This is a genomic window from Microbacterium helvum (assembly GCF_014779795.1).
Classification (GTDB): Bacteria; Actinomycetota; Actinomycetes; order Actinomycetales; family Microbacteriaceae; genus Microbacterium; species Microbacterium helvum.
Genome location: NZ_JACXZS010000003.1, coordinates 34,439 through 55,236 on the forward strand (window position 1 = coordinate 34,439; position 20,798 = coordinate 55,236).

Consider the following 20,798-nt stretch of genomic DNA (forward strand, 5'->3'; position numbering starts at 1 on the left):
TGGATAGCGTATCCGCATCGATCTGACTCGGATTATGCATTGGAGTAATCGAAGCGACCGACCTACCGTCGTCGTGTGACCCCCACTGAACGTCAGCTCTCCACCACCGTCCTCGTCATCGGCACCGGCGGCTCGGGGCTGCGCGCGGCCATCGAGCTCGCCGAAGCGGGCGTGGATGTGCTCGCCCTCGGCAAGCGGCCGAAGTCCGACGCCCACACCTCGCTCGCCGCCGGCGGCATCAACGCGTCGCTTGCCACGATGGACCCCGAAGACACCTGGCAGCAGCACGCCGCCGACACCCTCAAAGAGAGCTATCTGCTCGCCAACCCCGAGACCGTCGAGGTCGTCACGAAGGGCGCCGCCCAGGGCATCGACGACCTCGAGCGCTACGGAATGCCCTTCGCCCGCGAGGACGACGGCCGCATCTCGCAGCGCTTCTTCGGCGCGCACACCTACCGCCGCACCGCGTTCGCCGGCGACTACACCGGGTTGGAGATCCAGCGCACCCTCATCAACCGCGCCGCGCAGCTGCAGGTGCCGATCCTCGACACCGTGTACGTCACGCGCATCCTCGTGAACGATGGCGGCGCCGTGTTCGGCGCGTACGGGTTCGATCTCGAAGACGGCACGCGCTACCTGATCCACGCGGATGCCGTCATCCTGGCCGCCGGCGGACACAACCGCATCTGGCGCCGCACCTCGTCGCGCCGCGACGAGAACACCGGCGACTCGTTCCGCCTGGCCGTCGAGGCCGGAGGGCGGCTGCGCGATCCCGAGCTCGTGCAGTTCCACCCGAGCGGCATCATCGAGCCCGAGAACGCCGCCGGCACGCTCATCTCGGAGGCGGCGCGCGGAGAGGGCGGGATCCTGCGCAACGGGCTCGGCGAGCGGTTCATGCACAAGTACGACCCCGAGCGCCTGGAGCTGTCGACGCGCGACTGCGTCGCGCTCGCCTGCTACACCGAGATCAAAGAGGGGCGAGGCACCCCGAACGGCGGTGTGTGGCTCGACGTCTCGCATCTGCCGCGCGAGGTCATCATGACCCGCCTTCCGCGCGTGTACCAGACGATGCTCGAGCTGCAGATGCTCGACATCACGGAGGAGCCGATCGAGATCGCGCCGACGGCGCACTACTCGATGGGCGGCGTGTGGGTCCACTCGTCAGATCACTCGACCGACGTGCCCGGCCTGTACGCGATCGGCGAGGCCTCATCCGGTCTCCACGGCGCGAACCGCCTCGGCGGCAACTCGCTCATCGAGCTGCTCGTCTTCGGCCGCATCGTCGGCCAGGCGGCCGCCGCGTACTCGGCAGCCCTGCCCGCGCAGAAGCGCTCCGCGGCGTCGGTCGAGACGGCCCGGGCCGAGATCGCCGACCTGCTGGCGGCATCCGGAACCGAGAACGTCCGCGCCCTGCAGCGCGCGATCCGTGACGTCATGACGGAGTACGCCGGCGTCGTGCGCGACGAGCAGGGCCTGCGCCAGGGCCTCGCCGAACTCGACGCCATCGAGGCGCGCATGGCCGACATCGGGGTGCACCCGGACATCGCCGGGTACCACGACCTCGCGCACGCGTTCGACCTGAAGTCCGCGGCGCTCGCCGCCCGCGCGACGCTCGAGGCCGCCCTCGAGCGGCGCGAGACCCGAGGATGCCACAACCGCAGCGACTACCCGGACCTGGATCCCGACCTCCAGGTCAACCTCGTGTGGTCGCCCGAGTCCGGGGTGGTGCGCGAGGCGATCCCCCCGATCCCGGACGAGATCGCCGCGCTCATGCGCGAGGTCTCGGTGGTCGGCAAGCTCGTCGAGTAGGGGTCGACGGCGCCGCGGCGCGGCCATAGGCTCCGACGTGCACCGCACGCGACGACGAGCACAGGAGGCCGCGCCATGGCGCCGATCACCACATTCGACCACGTGGGCGTGACGGTCCGCGACCTCGATGCGGCGGCGGCGTTCTTCGTCGCCCTGGGCCTCGAGGTCGAGGGCCGCACGTTCGTCGAGGGCGAGTTCATCGACACGGTGTGCGGCATCCCGGACTCGCGCACCGAGATCGTCATGCTCCACCCGCCGGGCGGGGGCACGAGCGTCGAGCTGTCGAGCTTCGTGCGGCCCGAGCCGGTCGAGGGCTCACCCGACGCGATGGCGAACGAGCTCGGGCTGCGCAGCATCGCGTTCCAGGTCGACGACCTGCGCGCCGAGGTCGCGCGCCTCGCCGGCGAGGGCTACGGCCTGATCGGCGGCATCGGCGAGTACGAGGGCGTGTGGCTCATGGCGTACGCCCGGGGCCCCGAGGGGATCACGGTCGCGCTCGCCGAGCGCCTGCGCTGACGGCACCGCACTCGGGTCGAGGGATGCCGCCACCCGGGCCGTCGATCGCGTCCGCGGCCGCCGGCATCCCGAACCAAGGGACTCTGCCCGCCGAACCAGGAGATTCCCGCCGAAACCCAGGGCGATGCCCCCGGTCTCACGTAGAATCCCCGGCCTCGACGAGACCGGGGATCCGAGAACTCACGGCGTGATCAGCTCGACAGTCGGAAAGTACGTCGAATACCTGCCGCGATCGCGCGTCAGCAGCCGGTAGTCAGATACCGCGGCATGCGCGCCGATGTAGAAGTCAGGGAGCGGAGCCGTCCGTGACCCGCCCCTGCGGCGGTACGACACGAAGGCCTTGGCTGCCAGAAAACCCGCCGTCCACGGCAGCGGTTCGCGGGTGAAGTGCGATGCAGGCAAGGCGTCGTCGAGATCCTCGATGCGATCGAACCCCACCGACACCTCGGCATACACGATCGGGTTGATCACGACCGTTCCCGTGTCCAGGGCATCCGCCAGTCGAGCTGCCGACCAATCGGCCCAGGTCGAATCATCGGTGAGCACGTCGAGCAGCACGTTCGCATCGACGAGGGTCACTTCACTCACCGCGAAGAAGCTTCATCAGTTCGTCAGTGGTCTGCGTCGTCGTCGCGCGCCCCTGCATGCGGGCGACCACGCGCTCGCCGCGTGTGGCTTCACGCCGGGTGTGCACGATCCGCAGCGTCGCGCCATCCGCGACGACCTCGACGTCGTCCCCCTCGACGAATCCGTGGCTGCGGCGCAGTTCCGCGGGGATCGTCACCTGGCCCTTGCTGTTGAGCTTCATGGTGAGCAGTGTAATACGTATCGCATGTATTACGTAGCACGCGGATGCCGCCACCCGGGCCATCGACCGCGTCCGCGGCCGCCGGCGCCGGCCGCCGGCATTCCGAACCAAGGGAACTGGCCCGCCGAACCAGGGGATTCCCGCCGAAACCCAGGGCGATGCCCCCGGTCTCGCGCAGAATCCCCGGCCTCGACGAGACCGGGGATTCCACGACACCAGTGAGAGCGTCAGGGCTTCAGCACCAGCGTGTCGGTCGTCGCGGCCTTCACGGCCTTGTCAGAGTAGGCCCACGGCGTCAGCTCGGCCTTCTGCCACGACTCGACCTGGTCGGTGTAGTTCGTGTGGAAGGCGTGGCCGCTCTCGCCGGTCAGCTGGTTCCAGCGCGACGCATCGAAGTCGTCGAGGTCGACGATCATGCGCATCGACGGCACCGTGATCGTCGAGAAGTCGCCCGAGCCGAGGTCCCAGCCGGTGGCGTTGACGACCGACGAGCCGCCGCCCACCGGGAACGGGCCACGGTTGAAGAACCACTCGATCGGCGCGATGCCGGACTCGCCGAACGTGCCGCTGTTCAGCGGCAGCGCGTGCAGCGAGCCCCAGTTCCATCGCGACTGGTTGTCGCCCTGGGCGTCGGCGAGGCGCTCGTACGCGTCGATGGCCGAGCGCTTGAGCATCTCGCGCATGCCCGACACGTCGAGCTCGTCGTTGGTCCACCACGGCGACGCGTCGTCGGCCAGCAGCGAGTCCATCACGAGGAACAGGCGGCCCTGGCCGCTCAGCGGGGCGGGGTGCTCGCGGCCCTTCACGAACACGTTCTGCGCGAGGGTGTCCCACAGGACGCTCGCGTACGCCGCTGCGGGCGAGTCGGCGCCCGCCTGGGCGTCCCACTCCTGGAGCAGGTCGAGCGCGGCGTCGGTGCGGCTGTCGCCTGTCTCGATGTCGGTGTACGCGGCGGTCAGCCGCATGCCGATGTACGAGTAGTTGTCGGCCTGGATCGCGTTCAGGTCGTCGGCGGTGACCGGCCCCTTCGCGATCGCCCGCTCGATCAGCTCGGTGATGCGCGCCGCGCGCCAGCCGTAGTCCCAGTCGCTCGTGAGGAAGTAGGTGTAGTCCTGGCCGACGATCGCGTTGTTCGCCGTGACGATGTAGCCCTCATCGGGGTTGTACGACACCGGCAGCTCTTCGAACGGGATGTAGCCCTGCCACGCGTACGCCGAGCTCCAGCCCGGCTGCGGCATCGAGCCGTCGGCCGCGCCGCGGATCGGCAGCTTGCCCGGCGTCTGGTACCCGATGTTGCCGTCGACGTCGGCGTAGATGAGGTTCTGCGCCGGCACGTCGAACAGCGCCGCTGCGCCGCGGAAGTCGTCGAAGTCCTTGGCCGTGTTGAGGGCGAAGATCGCGGATGCTGTCGTCCCGGGCTGCAGCGCGGTCCAGCGCAGGCTCACGGCGTACTCGCCCTCGGGAGCGTCGGCCGGCGGCGCGGTCACCGTGCCGCCGGTGCCCACGTACGGGTTCTCGGCGATCTCGGTGAAGTCGTCGGTCAGTCCCGAGACGATCGGGCCGTTCGCCGTGGCGCGCACCTCGAGCTCGACGTCATCGCCGCCCGCCACCTTGAAGGTCTCGGTGTGTGTCTCCAGCGGCACGAGCGCGCCGTCGTACCAGTACGAGTCGCCCTGGATCTTCTCCAGGTACAGGTCGGTGACGTCGGTCGTGAGGTTGGTGAAGCCCCACGCGACGCGCTCGTTGTGGCCGATCACGACCCCGGGCAGGCCCGAGAACGAGAAGCCGGCGACGTCGAACGGGCACTCCTCGGTGACGTCGGAGCACTTCAGCTGGATCTGGTGCCACACGCTCGGCAGCGAGGCGCCCAGGTGCGGGTCGTTGGCCAGCAGCGGCTTGCCGGTGTCGGTGTTCGCTCCCGAGACGACCCACGAGTTCGAGCCGATGCCCTCGCCGGCGTCGCCGACGAGCTCGCCGACCGCCTCGATCACGCTGTCGACCTGCGTCCACTCGATCGACGCCGTTGCGCCATCGGTCGCGCCGGCCGCGTCGCCGCCGTCGGTCGAGCCGGCGGCATCGCCCGCCCCGTCGCCCTCGGCGGCCGCGTCGGGTGCCGTGCCGAGCGCGGGCACCGTCGAGATCTTCGGCACGATGACGGGGTTCTGGTCGAAGGGGTAGCCCGGGTACAGCTCGTCGATCTGGTCCTGGGTGAAGTCCGACGCGAGCACGGCGCGCTCGGTCTCGGACTCGATGTTGCTGCGGAGGTCCCAGGCCATCGCCTTCAGCCACGCAACCGAGTCCGCGGGGGTCCACGGCTCGATCTCGTAGTCGGGGTTCTGCAGACCCAGCACGGCGTACTCGAAAGAGGCGTCGGCGCCCTGATGCTCGGCGAGGTAGGCGTTCACGCCGTCGGCGTACGCCTCGTAGTAGGCGCGTTCGGTGTCGCTGAGGGCCTCGACCTCTTGCTCGGCGATCGTGTGCCACCCGAGGGTGCGCAGGAACTTGTCGGTGCCCAGCTGCGACTCCCCGAACAGCTCCGACAGGCGTCCGCTCGTGACGTGACGGCGGAAGTCCATCTCCCAGAAGCGGTCCTGCGCCTGCACGTACCCCTGCGCGAAGAACAGGTCGTGCGACGAGTCGGCCGTGATCGTGGGAACGCCCAGCGCGTCGCGCTGCACGGTGACCTGGTCGTCGAGCCCGGTGACGGTGACCTCGCCGCTCAGCTGCGGGAACGAGCGCTGCACGGTGTACGCGACGAAGCCGACGGCGACGAGGGCGATGACGACCACGCCGGCGAGGATCGAGAACAGCGTGATGCCGACGGTGCGGCCCACCGAGCGGCGCTGCACGGTGTCGTCGGTGGCAAAGGGCGAGGCGGGGGGCTTCGACATTGAGAGCTTTCCGGGCGAGGGCGGGGGACACGCGGTGCCGGGCACCGCGAGACGGGGTGCCACATGCGTTCGGGTCGCATGCGGCCTGTTTCGCATCGTAACCCCGACGTGCGCCCCGAGCCGAATCGTGCTCGCTTTTCGGCACGCGACCGGCCTCTTGTCGTCGTGCGGGAGCAGTGCCAGACTCGGACGCGTTCACTGGCCGATCTCAACTGGGGAGAGATCAACTATGTCCATGCACACGCGCGTCTCGCGCCGGTCCGTCGCCCTGGCGGCGGCCGTTTCACTCACCGCGGTCGTCGCACTCGGGAGCGCCGCACCCGCCTTCGCCTCGCAGCCCGTCGACGGGTCGCACCGGGTGGCGTACTGTCACGCGACGCACAGCGAGAAGAACCCGTACGTCTACATCGAGACCGACAAGACGGCGGTGGTCCGCGCCCACGAGAGGCACCAGGACGACGAGGACATCATCCCCGCCTTCTGGTACGAGGACCGCAACGGCGACCTGGCCTGGTTCCCGGGGCAGGGCGACTCGACGCAGGTCGGCGACCGCACCTGCGAAGGCGGCGGCCCGCTCTAAGCGTCCTCTGCCCCGCGTGAGATGGCGGTGCGGGGACAGAAGCGGAAGAGGGATGCCGGGCGCCCGGCATCCCGTCTTCCGAGGTGTCAGCCGATCACGCTCGGCTGCAGGTCGCGCAGGGTGCGGAAGTGGGTCATACGGGTCACCCCGATGGCGGCGAGGACCCCTGCGCCGACCAGCCATGCCACGAGCACGGTGAGGTCGAGCCACACCCGGTCGGCGCTGCCGCCGTACATGACCTGCCGCATCGCGTCGACGACGTAGCCCATCGGCAGCACGTGGTGCAGGGCCGCGAGGGGTGCCGGCAGCGTCTGCCACGGGAACGTGCCGCCGGCGGTCACGAGCTGCAGCACCATGAGCACGAGACCGAGGAACTGGCCGACAGAGCCGAGCCACACGTTGAGCGCGAGAACGATCGCCGCGTACGTGGCCGAGGCGAGCAGCAGGATGCCGAGCGTCGCGAGCGGGTGCGCGAACGAGAAGCCGAGCGCGAGCGAGAGCACGCCGAACAGCCCGAGCATCTGCACGGCGCCGAGGAGCGCGGGCGTGGCCCAGCCCGCGAGCGTGATGCGGATGGGGGAGTGCAGCGCCGTCACGGCACGCTTCGAGACCGGCTTGACGATCAGGAACAGCGCGTAGATGCCGATCCAGCCGGCGAGGGCGGCGAAGAACGGCGCGAGTCCGGCACCGTAGTTCTGGGCCTCGGTCAGCGACGAGCGCTCGACGTCGACGGGCGCGGCCAGGGTGTCGGCCTGCTTCTGGCGCGTGTCGGCGTCGTACGACGGCAGCTGCGCGGCGCCGGAGCTGAGTCCGTCGCGCAGCTGCGTCGCGCCGTCTTCGAGCTGGGTGATCCCGCTGCCGAGTGCGGTCGCGCCGTCGCGCAGCTGGGCCGCGCCGTCGGCGGCGGTCGACGTGCCCGTCGCGAGCGTCGCTGCGCCGTCGGCGACCGTCGATGCGCCCGCAGACACCTGCTGGGCGCCGGAGTTGAGCTGATCGATCTGCGCGACCGCGCCCTGCACGCGGCTGTCGACCGCGGTGAGCCGATCGCCGACAGGATCGAGCGCGGCCAGCACGTCGTCGATCTGCGCCTGGTCGAGTCCGCGCTCGGTGAGCTTCGCGGAGATGTCGGCACGCACCTGCGGCAGCGCAGCGGTCGCATCGGAGGATGCCTTGCCGATCCGGTCGGCGATGGCGTCGAGCTGCGCCGTACCCGCGGCGACCTGCGCCGCGCCGTCGGCGACCTGTGCCGAGCCGGCCGAGAGCTGCGCCGCGCCGTCGCGCAGCTGCGCGGTGCCGTCGGCGAGCTGGGTGGCGCCGGTGGTGAGCTGCCCCGCGCCGTCGCCGGCCTGCGCCAGCCCGTCGACGAGCTGCCCCGCCCCCGCGGCGGCATCGGTCAGCTGCACCCGGATCGTGTCGAGGGCGTCGAGCATCGTGAGGCCGGCCTCGGCCACCACCTTCTCGGTGACGGTCGTGCGGATCTTCTCGACGGCCTGCGTGCCGATCGTCGAGGCCAGGTAGTTGTTCGCATCGCTGGTGTGCAGCACGATGTCGGCAGGGTGCGGGTCGCCCGAGGTGATGGAGGCGATGGATGCCGTGAAGTCGGCCGGCAGCTCCACCCCGAAGTCGTAGGTGCCGTCGTCGAGGCCGGCCGTCATCTCGTCGGCCGTCGTGAGTTGCCAGTCGAACGAGCCGTCCTCGATGAGCTGCTGCGCCACCTCGTCGCCGAGGTTGCGCTCGGCGCCGTTCAGCTCGGCGCCGGTGTCGGCGACGACGAGCGCCACCGGCACCTGGTCGAGCTGGCCGTAGGGGTCGCGGTTGGCCCACAGGTACAGACCGCCGTACAGGATCGGCACGGCCATCAGCGCGATCAGCGCGATGAGCGACATGCGCGTCGAGGTCAGTCGCCGCAGCTCGGCGAGGATCATCTGCGGGACCTTCATGCCCGGCCCCCTCTCGTGCGCGCGGTGAGCCTGCGGATGCGGGGGCGGCCGGACCGACGCCGGCCCCCGCTCGTTGAGCGAGCGAGGAACGAGCGAGACGAAACGCCTCGGCCGACGGTCGGCTCGTTCTCAAGAGCGGCTTGCGACGTTTCGTCTCGCTTCGCTCGCTCAACGAGCGGGAGGGTGGCGACGCGCGCCGAGGCCTGCCCGGCGATCACGAGCACCGCGAACCCGCGGGCGGCGAACTCCTGGACGATCTGCCACCACGCCTCGGGCTGGCCGCCGTGACGGTCGGGCGAGACCAGCACGAACCCCTCGACGCCCTTGCGCAGCACCGCGAGCTCGCAGAGCGCGCGCACGCGGTCGGCGGGGTCGACGTTCGAGACGGGAAGGGATGCCGCCGCCGCGAGCCCGTTGTCGGCCAGCCAGTTCTGCACCGCGATGGGGTGCGAGGCGCGCCCGGCGAACATGAGCTCTTCGGCCACGACTCCCGCGAGCGTGACGTTCGGCTCGGGCTCGGACACCTCGGGGGCGTCGACCAGGGCGACCCGGCGGCGGATGCGACCGGCGTCCCCCGCCCAGACGCTCTGCGCAGCGCGCCGGCGCTGCCGGGAAGCGGAAGGCGCAGCATCCACTTCTCCGTCGAGCTCGACGCGACCCGTGTCGGGACGCATGCGGCCCGAGGCGATGAGGCCGAGCACGGTCGGGCGCTGCTCGGTCTCGGCCACGACCAGGGTCGCCGTGCCGGACTCGTACGCGGTCGAGGTCACCGGCAGCGCGTGTTCGCGGCGGCCCTTGCCGACCGCGTTCAGCACGACCCTCACGCGCTGACCGCCTCGGCGTCGGCGAGGATCTCGGGATGCGTGTCGAGCAGTGCCGCCGCCTGCCGCCACGACAGGCCCGCGATGCTCAGCACCGCGCGGACGGCGAGGGCGCGCGCCTCGGGCGAGGACGCGTCGATCCGCGTGATCACCGTGCGCGCAGTCTCTTCGACCAGGCGCGCGAGCGTGGGGGCGGCGACGTCGGTGCGCAGCACGTCGGCCTCCTGACCCTCGCGGACGATCCGCACGACGGTGCGGCGCAGCGGCGCCAGGGCGGTCGCCGTCTCTTCGAGGTGTGCTTCGTCGAGAGCGATCGCGGCGAGCACCTGCACGTGCGCGGCCTCGTTCCAGAGGGCCGCGGCCAGGCGGGCGAGCGCCACGCGGGCGTCGGTGTCGTCGATGGTGGCGGCGACGGCGTTGAAGCGCTCGGCGCCCTGCGCGACGAGCTCGCTGACGAGCGCGTCGCGGTCGTCGAAATGGCCGTAGAGGGCACGGCGCGAGAGGCCGGCCTGGCGTGCGATCGCGTCGACCGAGGCGCGGGGGTCCTGCGCGAGGGCGACATGGGCCGCGGCCAGGATGCCGGCGCGGTTCTCGCGGGCATCGCGGCGCGGCGGGCGCGTGACATCGGTGGAGGTCATGCCTCCAGGATACGCAACTTGCACATCAGTGTGCAAGTTATGGGCGGGGCGACGAATGGTGGGAGGCGAACGCGTCCCCTGGTCGTTGAGCGGAGCGACGAAGGAGCGCAGACGAAACGCGCCTGACCTTGCGCAAGGTCAGGCGCGTTTCGTCTGCAGCTCTGTCAGTCGGTGCCGAGGTCGAAGGCGGATGCTTCGTTTGCGGCATCCGTCGCCTCCGCGAGTTCTTCGCCCGCGGCCGTGAGCGGGTTCGCGCTCTCGGTGATCTCGCCCGCCTCGCCCTGCGACAGGTGGCCGACGAGCTCGCCGGTCGCACCGCCGATGATGCCGGCTGCCGCGTAGTGCTCCAGGCGAACGCGCGAGTCGGCGATGTCGAGGTTGCGCATCGTGAGCTGGCCGATGCGGTCGGTGGGGCCGAATGCGGCGTCGCCGACACGCTCCATCGACAGCTTCTCGGGGTGGTACGACAGGCGCGGGCCGTCGGTGTCGAGGATCGTGTAGTCCTCGCCGCGGCGCAGACGCAGCGTCACCGAGCCGGTGATCGTCGAGCCCACCCACTTCTGGATCGACTCGCGCAGCATGAGCGACTGCGGCTCGAGCCAGCGGCCCTCGTACATCAGGCGGCCCAGGCGCCGACCCTGCTCGTGGTAGGTGGCGAGGGTGTCTTCGTTCAAGATGCCGTTCACCAGGCGCTCGTACGCCGTGAACAGCAGTGCCATGCCCGGAGCCTCGTAGATGCCGCGCGACTTCGCCTCGATGATGCGGTTCTCGATCTGGTCGCTCATGCCCAGGCCGTGGCGGCCGCCGATGCGGTTGGCCTCGAACACCAGTGCGACCGGGTCGGTGAACTCGACGCCGTTGAGCGCGACCGGGCGGCCGGCCTCGAACGTCACCGTGACGTCTTCGGTCTCGATCTCGACCGACGGGTCCCAGAAGCGCACGCCCATGATGGGCTCGACCGTCTCGAGCGAGACGTCCAGGTGCTCCAGGGTCTTGGCCTCGTGCGTGGCGCCCCAGATGTTGGCGTCGGTGGAGTATGCCTTCTCGGCGGAGTCACGGTACGGGAAGCCGTGCTCAACGAGCCACTCGCTCATCTCCTGCCGGCCGCCGAGCTGCGTGACGAAGTCAGCGTCGAGCCACGGCTTGTAGATGCGCAGCGCCGGGTTGGCGAGCAGGCCGTAGCGGTAGAACCGCTCGATGTCGTTGCCCTTGTAGGTGGAGCCGTCGCCCCAGATGTCGACGCCGTCCTCTTTCATGGCGCGCACCAGCAGCGTGCCGGTGACGGCGCGGCCGATGGGAGTCGTGTTGAAGTAGGTGCGCCCGCCCGAGCGGATGTGGAACGCGCCGCACGCCAGCGCCCCGAAGCCCTCTTCGACGAGCGCCGGCTTGCAGTCGACCAGACGAGAGAGCTCGGCGCCGTACTCGAGCGCGCGGGCCGGGATCGCCTCGATGTCGTCCTCGTCGGGCTGCCCGAGGTCGCCGGTGTAGGTGCACGGGATCGCACCCTTGTCGCGCATCCACGCGACGGCGACGGAGGTGTCAAGGCCCCCCGAGAAGGCGATGCCGACGCGCTCGCCGACGGGCAGGGACTGGAGGACCTTCGACATGGCCTCCAGTCTAGTTAAGGGCTGAATGGATGCCGCGGCCCGTGGGCCCACGCGCGCCGAGGCTCCGTGCAGCGCGAAGCGATGCGTGGAGAGTGCGTGGGGAGCATCCGTCCGTCACATCAATCACACCCGCAACATCGACGGGGCTGGAAAACCCCTGTGAACAGGTCCTAGGCTGGGGCCGTTACGCGTGACGGGGGTCAGGGTATGGAACGTCGTAGGGGTCTTCTCGCCGGGCTGACGGCTGTGGTGCTGGCAGCGGCGAGCGTCTTCGTCGGAGCGGCGCCCGCGGCGCTGGCCGAGGACACCGCGGTGCTGCAGGTCGTGAAGGACGTCGTCGACCCCGGTCCGTATGGTCCCGGCGACCCCGTCGTCTACACGATCACCGTCAACTGCTCGTCGACGAACGACGCGGGCTGCTACAACACCCTCGTCAGCGACGCGCTGCCCGATCCGCTCGTCTTCCGCCCCGCACCCCCCGACCCGGTGACGGTGCAGCTCACGGCGCCCGCGGGCCAGCCCGATGCCGAGGTCGACCTCTCGATCGACTCGGCCGGGAACAGCTTCACGGTCGTTCCCGGGCTCGACACCGACGCCGATCCGGTGCTGTGGCCGGGCGGCTACGCGATGACCATCACGGTGAACGCGATGGTGGACCCGACCACCGACGGCACCTGGGATGGCGCGACGGTCACCAACACAGCGTCGGCCGACGCCGACAACGCGCCGCCGGCGTCCGACACCGCCGACATCACGCTCGACGTCCAGACCACCCTCGTGCCGGGGCTCACGAAGTCCGTGACGCCGACGACCACGATGCCGGCTGTTCCCGGGCAGGCTGTGAACTGGACGCTGACCCCGAGCAACCAGTCGAACCAGAACGTCGACGAGATCGTCGTGCAGGATCCGGTCGACCCGCCGGCCGACTTCGGCGGGTACCTCGACGTCACGGGCTTCGATGTCACTGCTCCTCCCGGCACGACGGCCACGACCACGGAGTACTGGGTCGATCCCGACGGGTGGACCACGACCGAACCCGACCCGATCAGCGATGCCGGCGGCATCCGCGTCACCTTCACCGGCACCTTCGCGCCCGGGGCGAGCGGATCCGTCGTCGTGCACACGGTGACCAACGACACCGTCACAGAGATCCCCGACCAGACGCAGGTCACGGTCGACAACGACGCGAAGGCGACCGTCACCAAGGGCGAAGACACGTCCGATCCCGTCACCGACGACGCCTCGATCACGATCGCACAGCGTCAGCCCGACGTGACAGTCACCAAGACCTTCGCCGACAACACCCTGGTGAGCGGTCAGACCACGACGGCCACGATCACCTCGACGGTCGGCGAGCAGAACGTCCAGACGCTGACGATCACCGAGCCGACCGACGGCACGTCCACATTCACCGAGCAGGGCCTGACGTTCGACGGCTTCACCGACGGCGTGGCCTGGCCGGTCGCGGCGACCTCGGCGACGATCACCTACACGTACAGCGACTGCGACGACAGCACAGCGACGACCACCACGGTCGACACGCTTCCCGATCCCACAGCCGACTGCACGGTCGAGGGCTTCACCGTCGTCTACTCCGCCGAGGGCGACGACATCGTGTCGGGCGCCTACGCCACGATCCCGATGGATGTCACGGCCATCGCGACCACGACCGCGGTCTCGAGCACCAACGCCGTCGACACCGAGGTCGAGAACACCAACGGCCAGACCGGCGTCGACGACGCGGAGGCGCCGTTCACGATCGACCCGCTCACCCTCGACACCACGGTCACCAAGTCGATCACCCCCGACACGATCTGGGGGGTCCCGGGCACGACCTCGAACGTCACGCTGACCGGCAACGTCACACCCGAGTCGAACACCGGCTCCGACAAGCTCGTCATCTCGGACCCGCAGTTCCCCGGCGTCCAGACGGAGTTCTGGGACAACTTCGCTCCGACCCAGATCAACAACACCGACGTGCCGCAGTGCACGACGCTGACGGTGCGCTACTGGTCGAAGACCGAGGGCGACTGGGTCGACCTCACCACCGTGGACGGCCCGCAGACCCTGTGGTCGTACGACATCCCGGCCGACGTGCAGCCGGATGTCGGCGGCATCCAGCTCGAATACGACCCGCTGGACGCGGAGGGATGCCCCGACCAGCTGGAACCCGGCTTCACCGTCGCGACGAACATCGCGGTCGAACTGACGACCGAGCAGGATGAGCCGGTCACGTTCACGAACTTCGCCGAGTCGCTCGTCGACAACCCGGATGCCGGCGGCGAGTTCACCGACGACACCTCGGCCGACATCGATGTGAACCCGCTCGACGGCGGGGGTCCGGGCGCCGACTTCCTCGACAAGCAGTGGCTGGACGACACCGTCCCCGCGCAGACGCAGGACGTGCGCACGCTCCGGCTGCTGTGGTCGACCGACGGCCTCAACATCTCGCAGATGACGCTCAGCGACATCTCCGAGACCGAGGACCCGACCGACACCGCCGCGTCGGTGTACGACGCGTGGGACCTCGTGAAGATCGATCCCATCACCACTGACACCGACCCGCTCATCTCGAACGCGGTGATCACCGAGGTCTCGCTGTTCTCGGAGTCCGCGGGCGACTGGGTCGACATCACGGACGAGGCGTGCGCGGCCGCGGCCGACTGCGACGGGCAGTTCGCCGGATACACGCTGACCGATGCAGAGGCCGCCGACACCCTGTCGGTCCGCGTCGTGCTCACCGAGAAGGTCGCCGGCGCCGGCATCGGCTCGTCGTACGAGCGCCGTCCGTTCGACCTGGACTTCCGCCTGCGCGACACGCTGCGCAGCGACCCGTCGCAGTGGGTGCTGGGCAACTTCCACCCGTACACCTACAACACCGACCAGGCGGGGCTCGTGAACAACACCGCGAGTGCTCACGGTGTGAACGAGGCGACCGGTGTCGACAGCGTCGATGTCGCCGAAGACACGATCCTCATCGTCGATGAGCCGATCAACGCCGAACTGACCAAGGAGTTCGACCAGGACCAGCTCGGCCTGCCTGACGCCTCGCAGAACGTCGACCCCGACGACTATCCGCTCATCAGCGGCACGATCATCGCGACCAACAAATCCGCCGCACGCGTGGCGGGAATGGTGATCGATGACCCCACCGACGGTGAGGCGCTGCCCGACACGGTCTTCGACACACTGAACCTGTACGACATCGACGGGTTCCAGCTTCCGGCCGACACCTCGGCCGACGACGTCACCGTCACGCTCGCCCGCAGCGGCGGGACGACGACGTACGACTATGACGAGGCGCTCGCCCTCACCCCGGCCGAGTTGAGCGACGTCATCGGATTCGAGGTCGCCTTCCGCTCGCCCGACGGCAGCTCGATCATCCAGTCCGGCGCCACCGGAGGCGTCACCCTGACCTGGCAGCTGCGCGAGAACCTGCGGTCCGACCCGGGCACGCCCGTGACGGTGACTCCTTCGGGCGAGGCCATCGTGAACGACGCGCACACCCAGCTCGAGAGCCCCGTGCTCCGGAACTGCGCGAACAACCAGTGCGGCACGGGCGCCGCTGACGCGAGCGACGAGTTCGTGATCGTCGCGGCGAACTACGACATCACGACGACGAAAGAGATCACGCCGGACCAGATCTACGAGGACCAGTCCAAGACGTACATCACGCACCTCGGCGGTCGCCCCAACGGGACGGCGCGCGCCGTGTCGTTCACGCTGACCGACACCACCGACACGTTCTGGAACACGATGGACTTCACGGGCGCGCAGATCAACGTGCCCGCCCCGGTCAACAACGTCGCGATGGACGTGCTCGTCGGCACGACGTTCACGAGCGTCGGCGGCACGCTCGTCGAGACCTGCGACGGCGCGCCGATCGATGAGGACTCGACGTGCTGGGTGAACGGCGAGTGGGTGGATGCCACACCCGGCCAGATCACCACGTTCGATCTTCCGGCGGGCGTGGCCGATGCCGGCGACGTGGTCGGTGTGCGGTTCCGCGCGCAGCAGGTCGACGGTGACGGCAACGTGCTGCAGTGGGAGCGCCCCTACAACCCGCAGCTCACCTACGACCTGACCACGACGAGGCGTGACACGCTGCGCAGCGACCCCGCAGTCGAGGTCTCGACCACGCGACCCGGACTTGAGCCGAACCCGGGTGAGGCTGATCCCGGCGTGATCAGCGACGAGGTCCAGGCGACGAGCACCGGCCAGTTCGGCGAACAGTCGTTCACCGTCAGCAAGACCGCCCCCGACTCGACGATCGTGCTGCACCGGCCGAACTCCGTGCAGATCACCAAGACGCGCGGCTCGTCGCAGTTCGTGAGCGCACCCGGACCGATCCAGTACGTCATCAAGGTGACGAACACGGGCTCATGGAATATGACCGGGTTCACACTGGTCGACCAGATCGAGACCGACGCACAGGGGTCCCTGCTCGTGGAACCGACCCCGCCGTCGTACACCTTTGCGCTGAGCGGCGACGGGGCGCCCAGTACAGACCCCGGCTTCTCGGCATCCCTCGATCCCGACTCAGGACTGCTCACGATCACTCCGCCCGACGGCTTCGTGTTCAACGCGGGCTGGACGCTGACGGTCAACGCCGCGCTGAACTTCCGGTCCGACGTGGGTCCCGACACCACCGTCGCCAATACGGCGACGGTGACCTCCGATCGCGCCTTCGAGACGTGCCAGGGCACGACGCTGGCCGAGGACGGCCGCGCCGACCTGGTGAACAAGGACCCTGAGGCCAATGCGGCCGCCTGCTCGGCCGACACCGCGATCACCCCGCTCGCGTCCGCCACCATCGCCGCGAAGAAGTACGTGAAGGGCGACGACGCCGGTGACCCGACGATCCCCGGCGACGATGACCTCGGCGTGCTCAACGCCGCACCGGGCGGCGTGGGGACGTCGTGCGACCCGAGCCTTCCCGGCGTGGTGAACGACGGGTTCTACTCGTACCCCTGCGTGCCGATCACGCGGCCCGGCGGCAACGAGACCTGGCGTGTCGACTTCACGAACACGGGCAACACGAGCGCCCGCGTCGTGGCCGCGGTCGACACGATCCCGACCGTCGGCGACACCGGCGTCATCGTGCCTGGCGCCCGCGGTTCGCAGTTCCCGGTCACGCTCACCGGCTCGATCAGCGCGAACTTCGCCGAACTGACGGCCGGCGAGATCGCCACGTACAGCATCTACCTCTCACCGGTGCAGTTGAGCCAGGCCTGCAACACCAACGCCATCAAGGTGTGGACCGAGGATGAGGCGCCCGACCCGTCGTGCGCCTTCGGGTGGGTGCTCGCCGATGCCTCGACCCCGCTCGCCACGATCCAGGCGGCTCGCAGCGTCATGATGGTGCTCGAATACGCGACGACCGGTCAGACGCCGACGCCCGGCCTTGAGCCCGGCGAGACACTGCGCGTCACGTACGGCACCCAGACGCCTTACGTGCTGCCCGCGAACTCCGCCGTCGCCGACGGCCTTCCGATCGCGTGGAACTCGTTCGCGACGGCATCCCGTTCCAACCAGACCGCGCTGCAGCCCGAGCGCGCGTCGCTCGTGACCGAGCCGCAGAAGGTCGGCGTGGCCGCCGCGACCGGTCAGCTGCGGCTGGCCAAGACGGTCGATGCACCGGACTACGCCGTCGACATCGACCTGCCCGAGAGCTACCCGATGCTCGTCACGTGCACGTCCGGCGGCGAGAACGCCGTGCTGCTGCACGCCGACGGCAGCGATGCGAGCCGGCCGTCGGTGCCCGCCGACGGCACGGTGCTGATCTACGACAGCACGACCGGGCCGGTGAACCTGCCGCTGTTCTCGACCTGCACAGTGGTCGAAGACCCGGTTCCGCCGGGGGTCGAGGTGTCCGTCGACCCCGAGGACGGCGTCGTCGCCGAACGCGACTTCACCGACAACACGAGCGTGTGGGACCCGTACGCCGGAGACATCGAGTCCGCCTCGTTCGAGATCACGAACGAGTACTTCGCCGGCGGTTTCACCGTCGAGAAGTCGGTCGACAACGGCGGCGCCGAGAACCAGGACGGCGAGCCGATCGCCTACGACCGGACGTACTCGTTCACGGCGAGCTGCATCTACCTCGACCAGGAGACGATCCCCGAGGCCGATCTGAGCTTCACTCTGAAGGTCGGCGAGTCGAAGACGTTCTCCGACATCCCTGCCGGCGCGACCTGCACGGTCGAAGAGACGGGCGACGGCGGCGCGGCGAGCACGAACATCACGATCACCGAAGGCGATGGCGACCCGCAGACGGTGGATGCGGCATCATTCACGATCCTCCCCTACGAAGAGGGCGAGACGACCGCGCTGACCGCCGTCGGATACGAGAACGTGTACACGGTCGGTTCGGTGCAGGTCGTGAAGACCGTGGCCGGCTCCGGTGGCGACGCGTGGGGCGACGGCCCGTTCACCGCCGACATGACGTGCACGCTCGACGGCGCGACGCCGGACCCCGTGTATGAAGGCTCCTCGACGTTCGGCGTCGACGACCCGTGGGTGGTCGACAACCTGCCCACCGGCGCGGAGTGCGTCGTGACCGAATCCGGCACCGGTGGCGCCAACGACTCCACCGACAGCGTGACGGTCACGGTGGGCGACGACACGACCGGCGTCGTGACGGCCGACATCACCAACACGTTCACCATCGGCTCGCTGCAGGTCGTGAAGGAGCTCGACGGAGCACCCGCCGACACGCTCGACCCGGCGACGACGTACGAGTATCAGGTGAGCCTCGCGTGCACGCGCGTCGTCGACGGCGAGAGCGTCGTCGTGGCGATCCCGGGCGGTGCGACGCGCACCATCACGGGTGCAGGCACGGCGCTGTACGAGGGACTGCCGACGGGTGCCGAGTGCACCGTGACCGAGCCGGACGCCGGCCACGCGACGGGGCACATGATCAGCCCCGACCAGCCCGTCACGATCGGCGAGGGCGACGAGCCCGTGGTCGTCACCGTGACGAATGAGTTCGCGAACGGCGAGCTCGCGATCCAGAAGTCGCTCGACGCGCCCGAGGGCTTCCCGGTGCCGGACTCGTTCACCGCGACGGTGTCGTGCACCTGGCAGGGCGCCGACGTGCCTCTCGCCGACGACGGAGCCGTGACGATCGTTCCGGGCGCCGACCCGGTCGTGATCCCCGACGTGCCCGTCGGGTCGGTCTGCACGGTGGACGAAGAGGATGCGGGCCAGACCGGCACCACCGTCACCCCCGACCCCATCACGGTCACCGAGGCCGACCAGACGGTGGCCGTGGACGTCGAGAACACGTACGAGTGGGCCTCGCTCGAGGTCGGCAAGCTCGTCGAGTCGGCGAGCCCGTACATCCCGACGGGGTACGAGTTCCGCGTGGTCTGCCGCTACCAGGGCGAGACCGTGGTCGACGAGACGTTCACGCTCGACGCGAACGAGACCGAGACGATCACGCAGATCCCGGCCCGCTCGACCTGCATCGTGACCGAGACCGACGCCCGCAACGCCTACGCCACGGTCACCGAGGCCGACATCCCGGGTGTCGACGGCGATCTCGCGCCGGTCATCGACCAGCGCACGCGCCGCGTCATCATCCCCGAGGTGCAGCCCGACAGCACCGCCACCGTGAACACCGTGACCTACACGAACCTGTTCGACGCGACGGCGATGGTGATCGTGAAGGACTTCGAGGGTGCCGGTGCCGATCAGTTCGGCCTGGACGAGACCTTCAGCTTCACCGTGACCTGCACGTTCGCGGGCGAGACCGTCCTCGACACCCAGGTGGAGCTGAACGCCGAGAACGGCTGGAGCACGGCGATCCACCAGGTGATCCCGGGCTCGGAGTGCCGCGTCGTCGAGGACGACCTGAACGGCGCCGATGCCGTGGTGATCACGCCGAACGACGGCGAGGACACCACGGTCGGCGTCGGCATCGTGCCGGTCACGGGCGGCCTGGTCACTGTGACCGCGACGAACTGGTACCTCACCGGCTCGGTGGAGGCGACCAAGACCTTCGCGGGCGACGGCGCCGAGAAGTACGGCACGGCCGACTTCGAGCTGAGGCTCAGCTGCACGCGCGACGGCGAGGACGTCGTCATTCCCGACGGCGATTCCCGCACGGTGAGCGCGGACTCGCCGACGGCCCTGTGGCAGAACCTGCCCACCGGTTCCGAGTGCGAGCTGACCGAAGTGGATGCGGGCGGTGCCAACTCGAGCGAGATCCTCGACGCCGACGGCAACGTGGTGGCGGGGGGCGCCCAGGGCTACTCCTTCACCGTCGTGACCGACCCGACGATCCTGAGCGTCGACGACCAGCCGCAGCCGAGCCTGCAGGTGCGCAACACGTTCAACCTCGCTCAGGTGTCGGTGACCAAGGCGGTCGACGACGGCGGCGCCGTCGGCCAGGACGGCGAACCGGTCACCTACGGACCGTTCGAGGTGGCGCTCGCGTGCACCTGGAACGGCGGCGACGTCACCGCGGCCGAGCCGATGACGCAGCAGATCGCCGAGGGGGCGACGGTCACCTGGACCGGCCTGCCCGAGGGCGCCGACTGCACCGTCACCGAGACCGACGCGGCAGGAGCCGAGTCGACGACCTTCGTCGTGACCGAGGGCGGGCAGACCTCCGACCCGCAGACCGTGACGACGACCGAACTGGCGCCGCTGCCGAACACGGCCGCAGCCGACCAGACCTCGGTCGTGATCACGAACACGTACGGGGTCGCCGGGCTCAGCATCTCGAAGATCGTGGACGGCACGGCCGCATCGACCGTGACGCGCACGTTCCCCGTCGAGGTCATGTGCGTCCTCGTCGACGCGTCCCACCCTGACCCCGGGCTCGTGGTTCTCGATGCGAGCTACGACATCGGTGGTCCGAACCGGCTCACGGCCGAGATCGACGACCTGCCCGCCGGCAGCGAGTGCACGGTCACCGAGACCGACACGGGCGACGCCGACCAGACCACGATGACCGTCGAGGGCGAGCAGCAGCCGGGCGCCACCGGCAGCGTGACCCTGACGTCGGGCCACGTGAGCATCGTGTTCACGAACACGTTCATCGCGCCGCTGCCGCCCACGGGCCTGGACGCCCGCGCGATCGCGCTCGCCGTGTCGGCAGGCTTCGCGATCCTGGCAGGCGGTGTCGCCCTGGTGCTCGTGGCCATGCGCCGCCGGCGCCGGTTGGGCTGACGAGGTCGGCT

11 protein-coding genes are annotated in these 20,798 nt (G+C 69.7%); 4 read left to right on the forward strand and 7 right to left on the reverse strand.

What is annotated here, in order from left to right:
- Nucleotides 1-75: 75 nt before the first annotated feature.
- Together IF188_RS05515 and IF188_RS05520 are read left to right on the forward strand one after the other, a co-directional pair.
- A complete protein-coding gene (locus IF188_RS05515) occupies nucleotides 76-1,809 on the forward strand; it encodes an L-aspartate oxidase (RefSeq protein WP_191170797.1) in 1,734 nt (577 codons plus the stop codon).
- Between the two features lie 75 nt (nucleotides 1,810-1,884).
- Nucleotides 1,885-2,325 (forward strand): VOC family protein, encoded by a 441-nt coding sequence (locus IF188_RS05520; RefSeq protein WP_191170798.1) that lies wholly within the window; start codon nucleotides 1,885-1,887, stop codon nucleotides 2,323-2,325.
- 180 nt (nucleotides 2,326-2,505) lie between these two features.
- Here the strand turns inward: IF188_RS05520 and IF188_RS05525 are convergent, their stop codons facing one another.
- The 3 genes from IF188_RS05525 to IF188_RS05535 all read right to left on the reverse strand — a co-directional run bounded on the left by IF188_RS05525 (nucleotide 2,506) and on the right by IF188_RS05535 (nucleotide 6,024).
- A complete protein-coding gene (locus tag IF188_RS05525; RefSeq protein WP_318152796.1) occupies nucleotides 2,506-2,904 on the reverse strand; it encodes a type II toxin-antitoxin system VapC family toxin in 399 nt (132 codons plus the stop codon).
- A 1-nt stretch (nucleotide 2,905) separates the two neighbouring features.
- Nucleotides 2,906-3,133: an AbrB/MazE/SpoVT family DNA-binding domain-containing protein gene (locus IF188_RS05530; RefSeq protein ID WP_191170800.1), complete on the reverse strand. Its 228-nt coding sequence runs from the start codon at nucleotides 3,131-3,133 to the stop codon at nucleotides 2,906-2,908.
- A 227-nt stretch (nucleotides 3,134-3,360) separates the two neighbouring features.
- Nucleotides 3,361-6,024: a penicillin acylase family protein gene (locus IF188_RS05535; protein ID WP_191170801.1), complete on the reverse strand. Its 2,664-nt coding sequence runs from the start codon at nucleotides 6,022-6,024 to the stop codon at nucleotides 3,361-3,363.
- 235 nt (nucleotides 6,025-6,259) lie between these two features.
- Here IF188_RS05535 and IF188_RS05540 point away from each other — a divergent pair, with 235 nt between their 5' ends.
- A complete protein-coding gene (locus tag IF188_RS05540; RefSeq protein WP_191170802.1) occupies nucleotides 6,260-6,604 on the forward strand; it encodes a hypothetical protein in 345 nt (114 codons plus the stop codon).
- A gap of 86 nt (nucleotides 6,605-6,690) precedes the next feature.
- On the opposite strand, the gene IF188_RS05545 is transcribed toward IF188_RS05540, so the two are convergent.
- The 4 genes from IF188_RS05545 to argG all read right to left on the reverse strand — a co-directional run bounded on the left by IF188_RS05545 (nucleotide 6,691) and on the right by argG (nucleotide 11,610).
- On the reverse strand, nucleotides 6,691-8,544 hold the full coding sequence (locus tag IF188_RS05545; protein ID WP_191170803.1) for a YhgE/Pip domain-containing protein: 1,854 nt from the start codon (nucleotides 8,542-8,544) through the stop codon (nucleotides 6,691-6,693).
- Nucleotides 8,541-9,368 carry a hypothetical protein gene (locus IF188_RS05550; RefSeq protein ID WP_318152797.1) on the reverse strand — a complete coding sequence of 276 codons (828 nt, stop codon included), beginning with the start codon at nucleotides 9,366-9,368 and terminating at the stop codon, nucleotides 8,541-8,543. Before IF188_RS05550 ends, IF188_RS05545 begins: the two co-directional genes overlap by 4 nt.
- Nucleotides 9,365-10,003, reverse strand: coding sequence for a TetR/AcrR family transcriptional regulator (locus IF188_RS05555; RefSeq protein ID WP_191170804.1), 639 nt, complete (start codon nucleotides 10,001-10,003; stop codon nucleotides 9,365-9,367). The genes IF188_RS05550 and IF188_RS05555 overlap by 4 nt, the downstream gene beginning before the upstream one ends.
- Nucleotides 10,004-10,167: 164 nt before the next feature.
- Nucleotides 10,168-11,610: an argininosuccinate synthase gene (argG, locus tag IF188_RS05560; protein WP_191170805.1), complete on the reverse strand. Its 1,443-nt coding sequence runs from the start codon at nucleotides 11,608-11,610 to the stop codon at nucleotides 10,168-10,170.
- Between the two features lie 207 nt (nucleotides 11,611-11,817).
- Here argG and IF188_RS05565 point away from each other — a divergent pair, with 207 nt between their 5' ends.
- On the forward strand, nucleotides 11,818-20,787 hold the full coding sequence (locus IF188_RS05565; RefSeq protein WP_191170806.1) for a DUF5979 domain-containing protein: 8,970 nt from the start codon (nucleotides 11,818-11,820) through the stop codon (nucleotides 20,785-20,787).
- Nucleotides 20,788-20,798 lie beyond the last annotated feature (11 nt).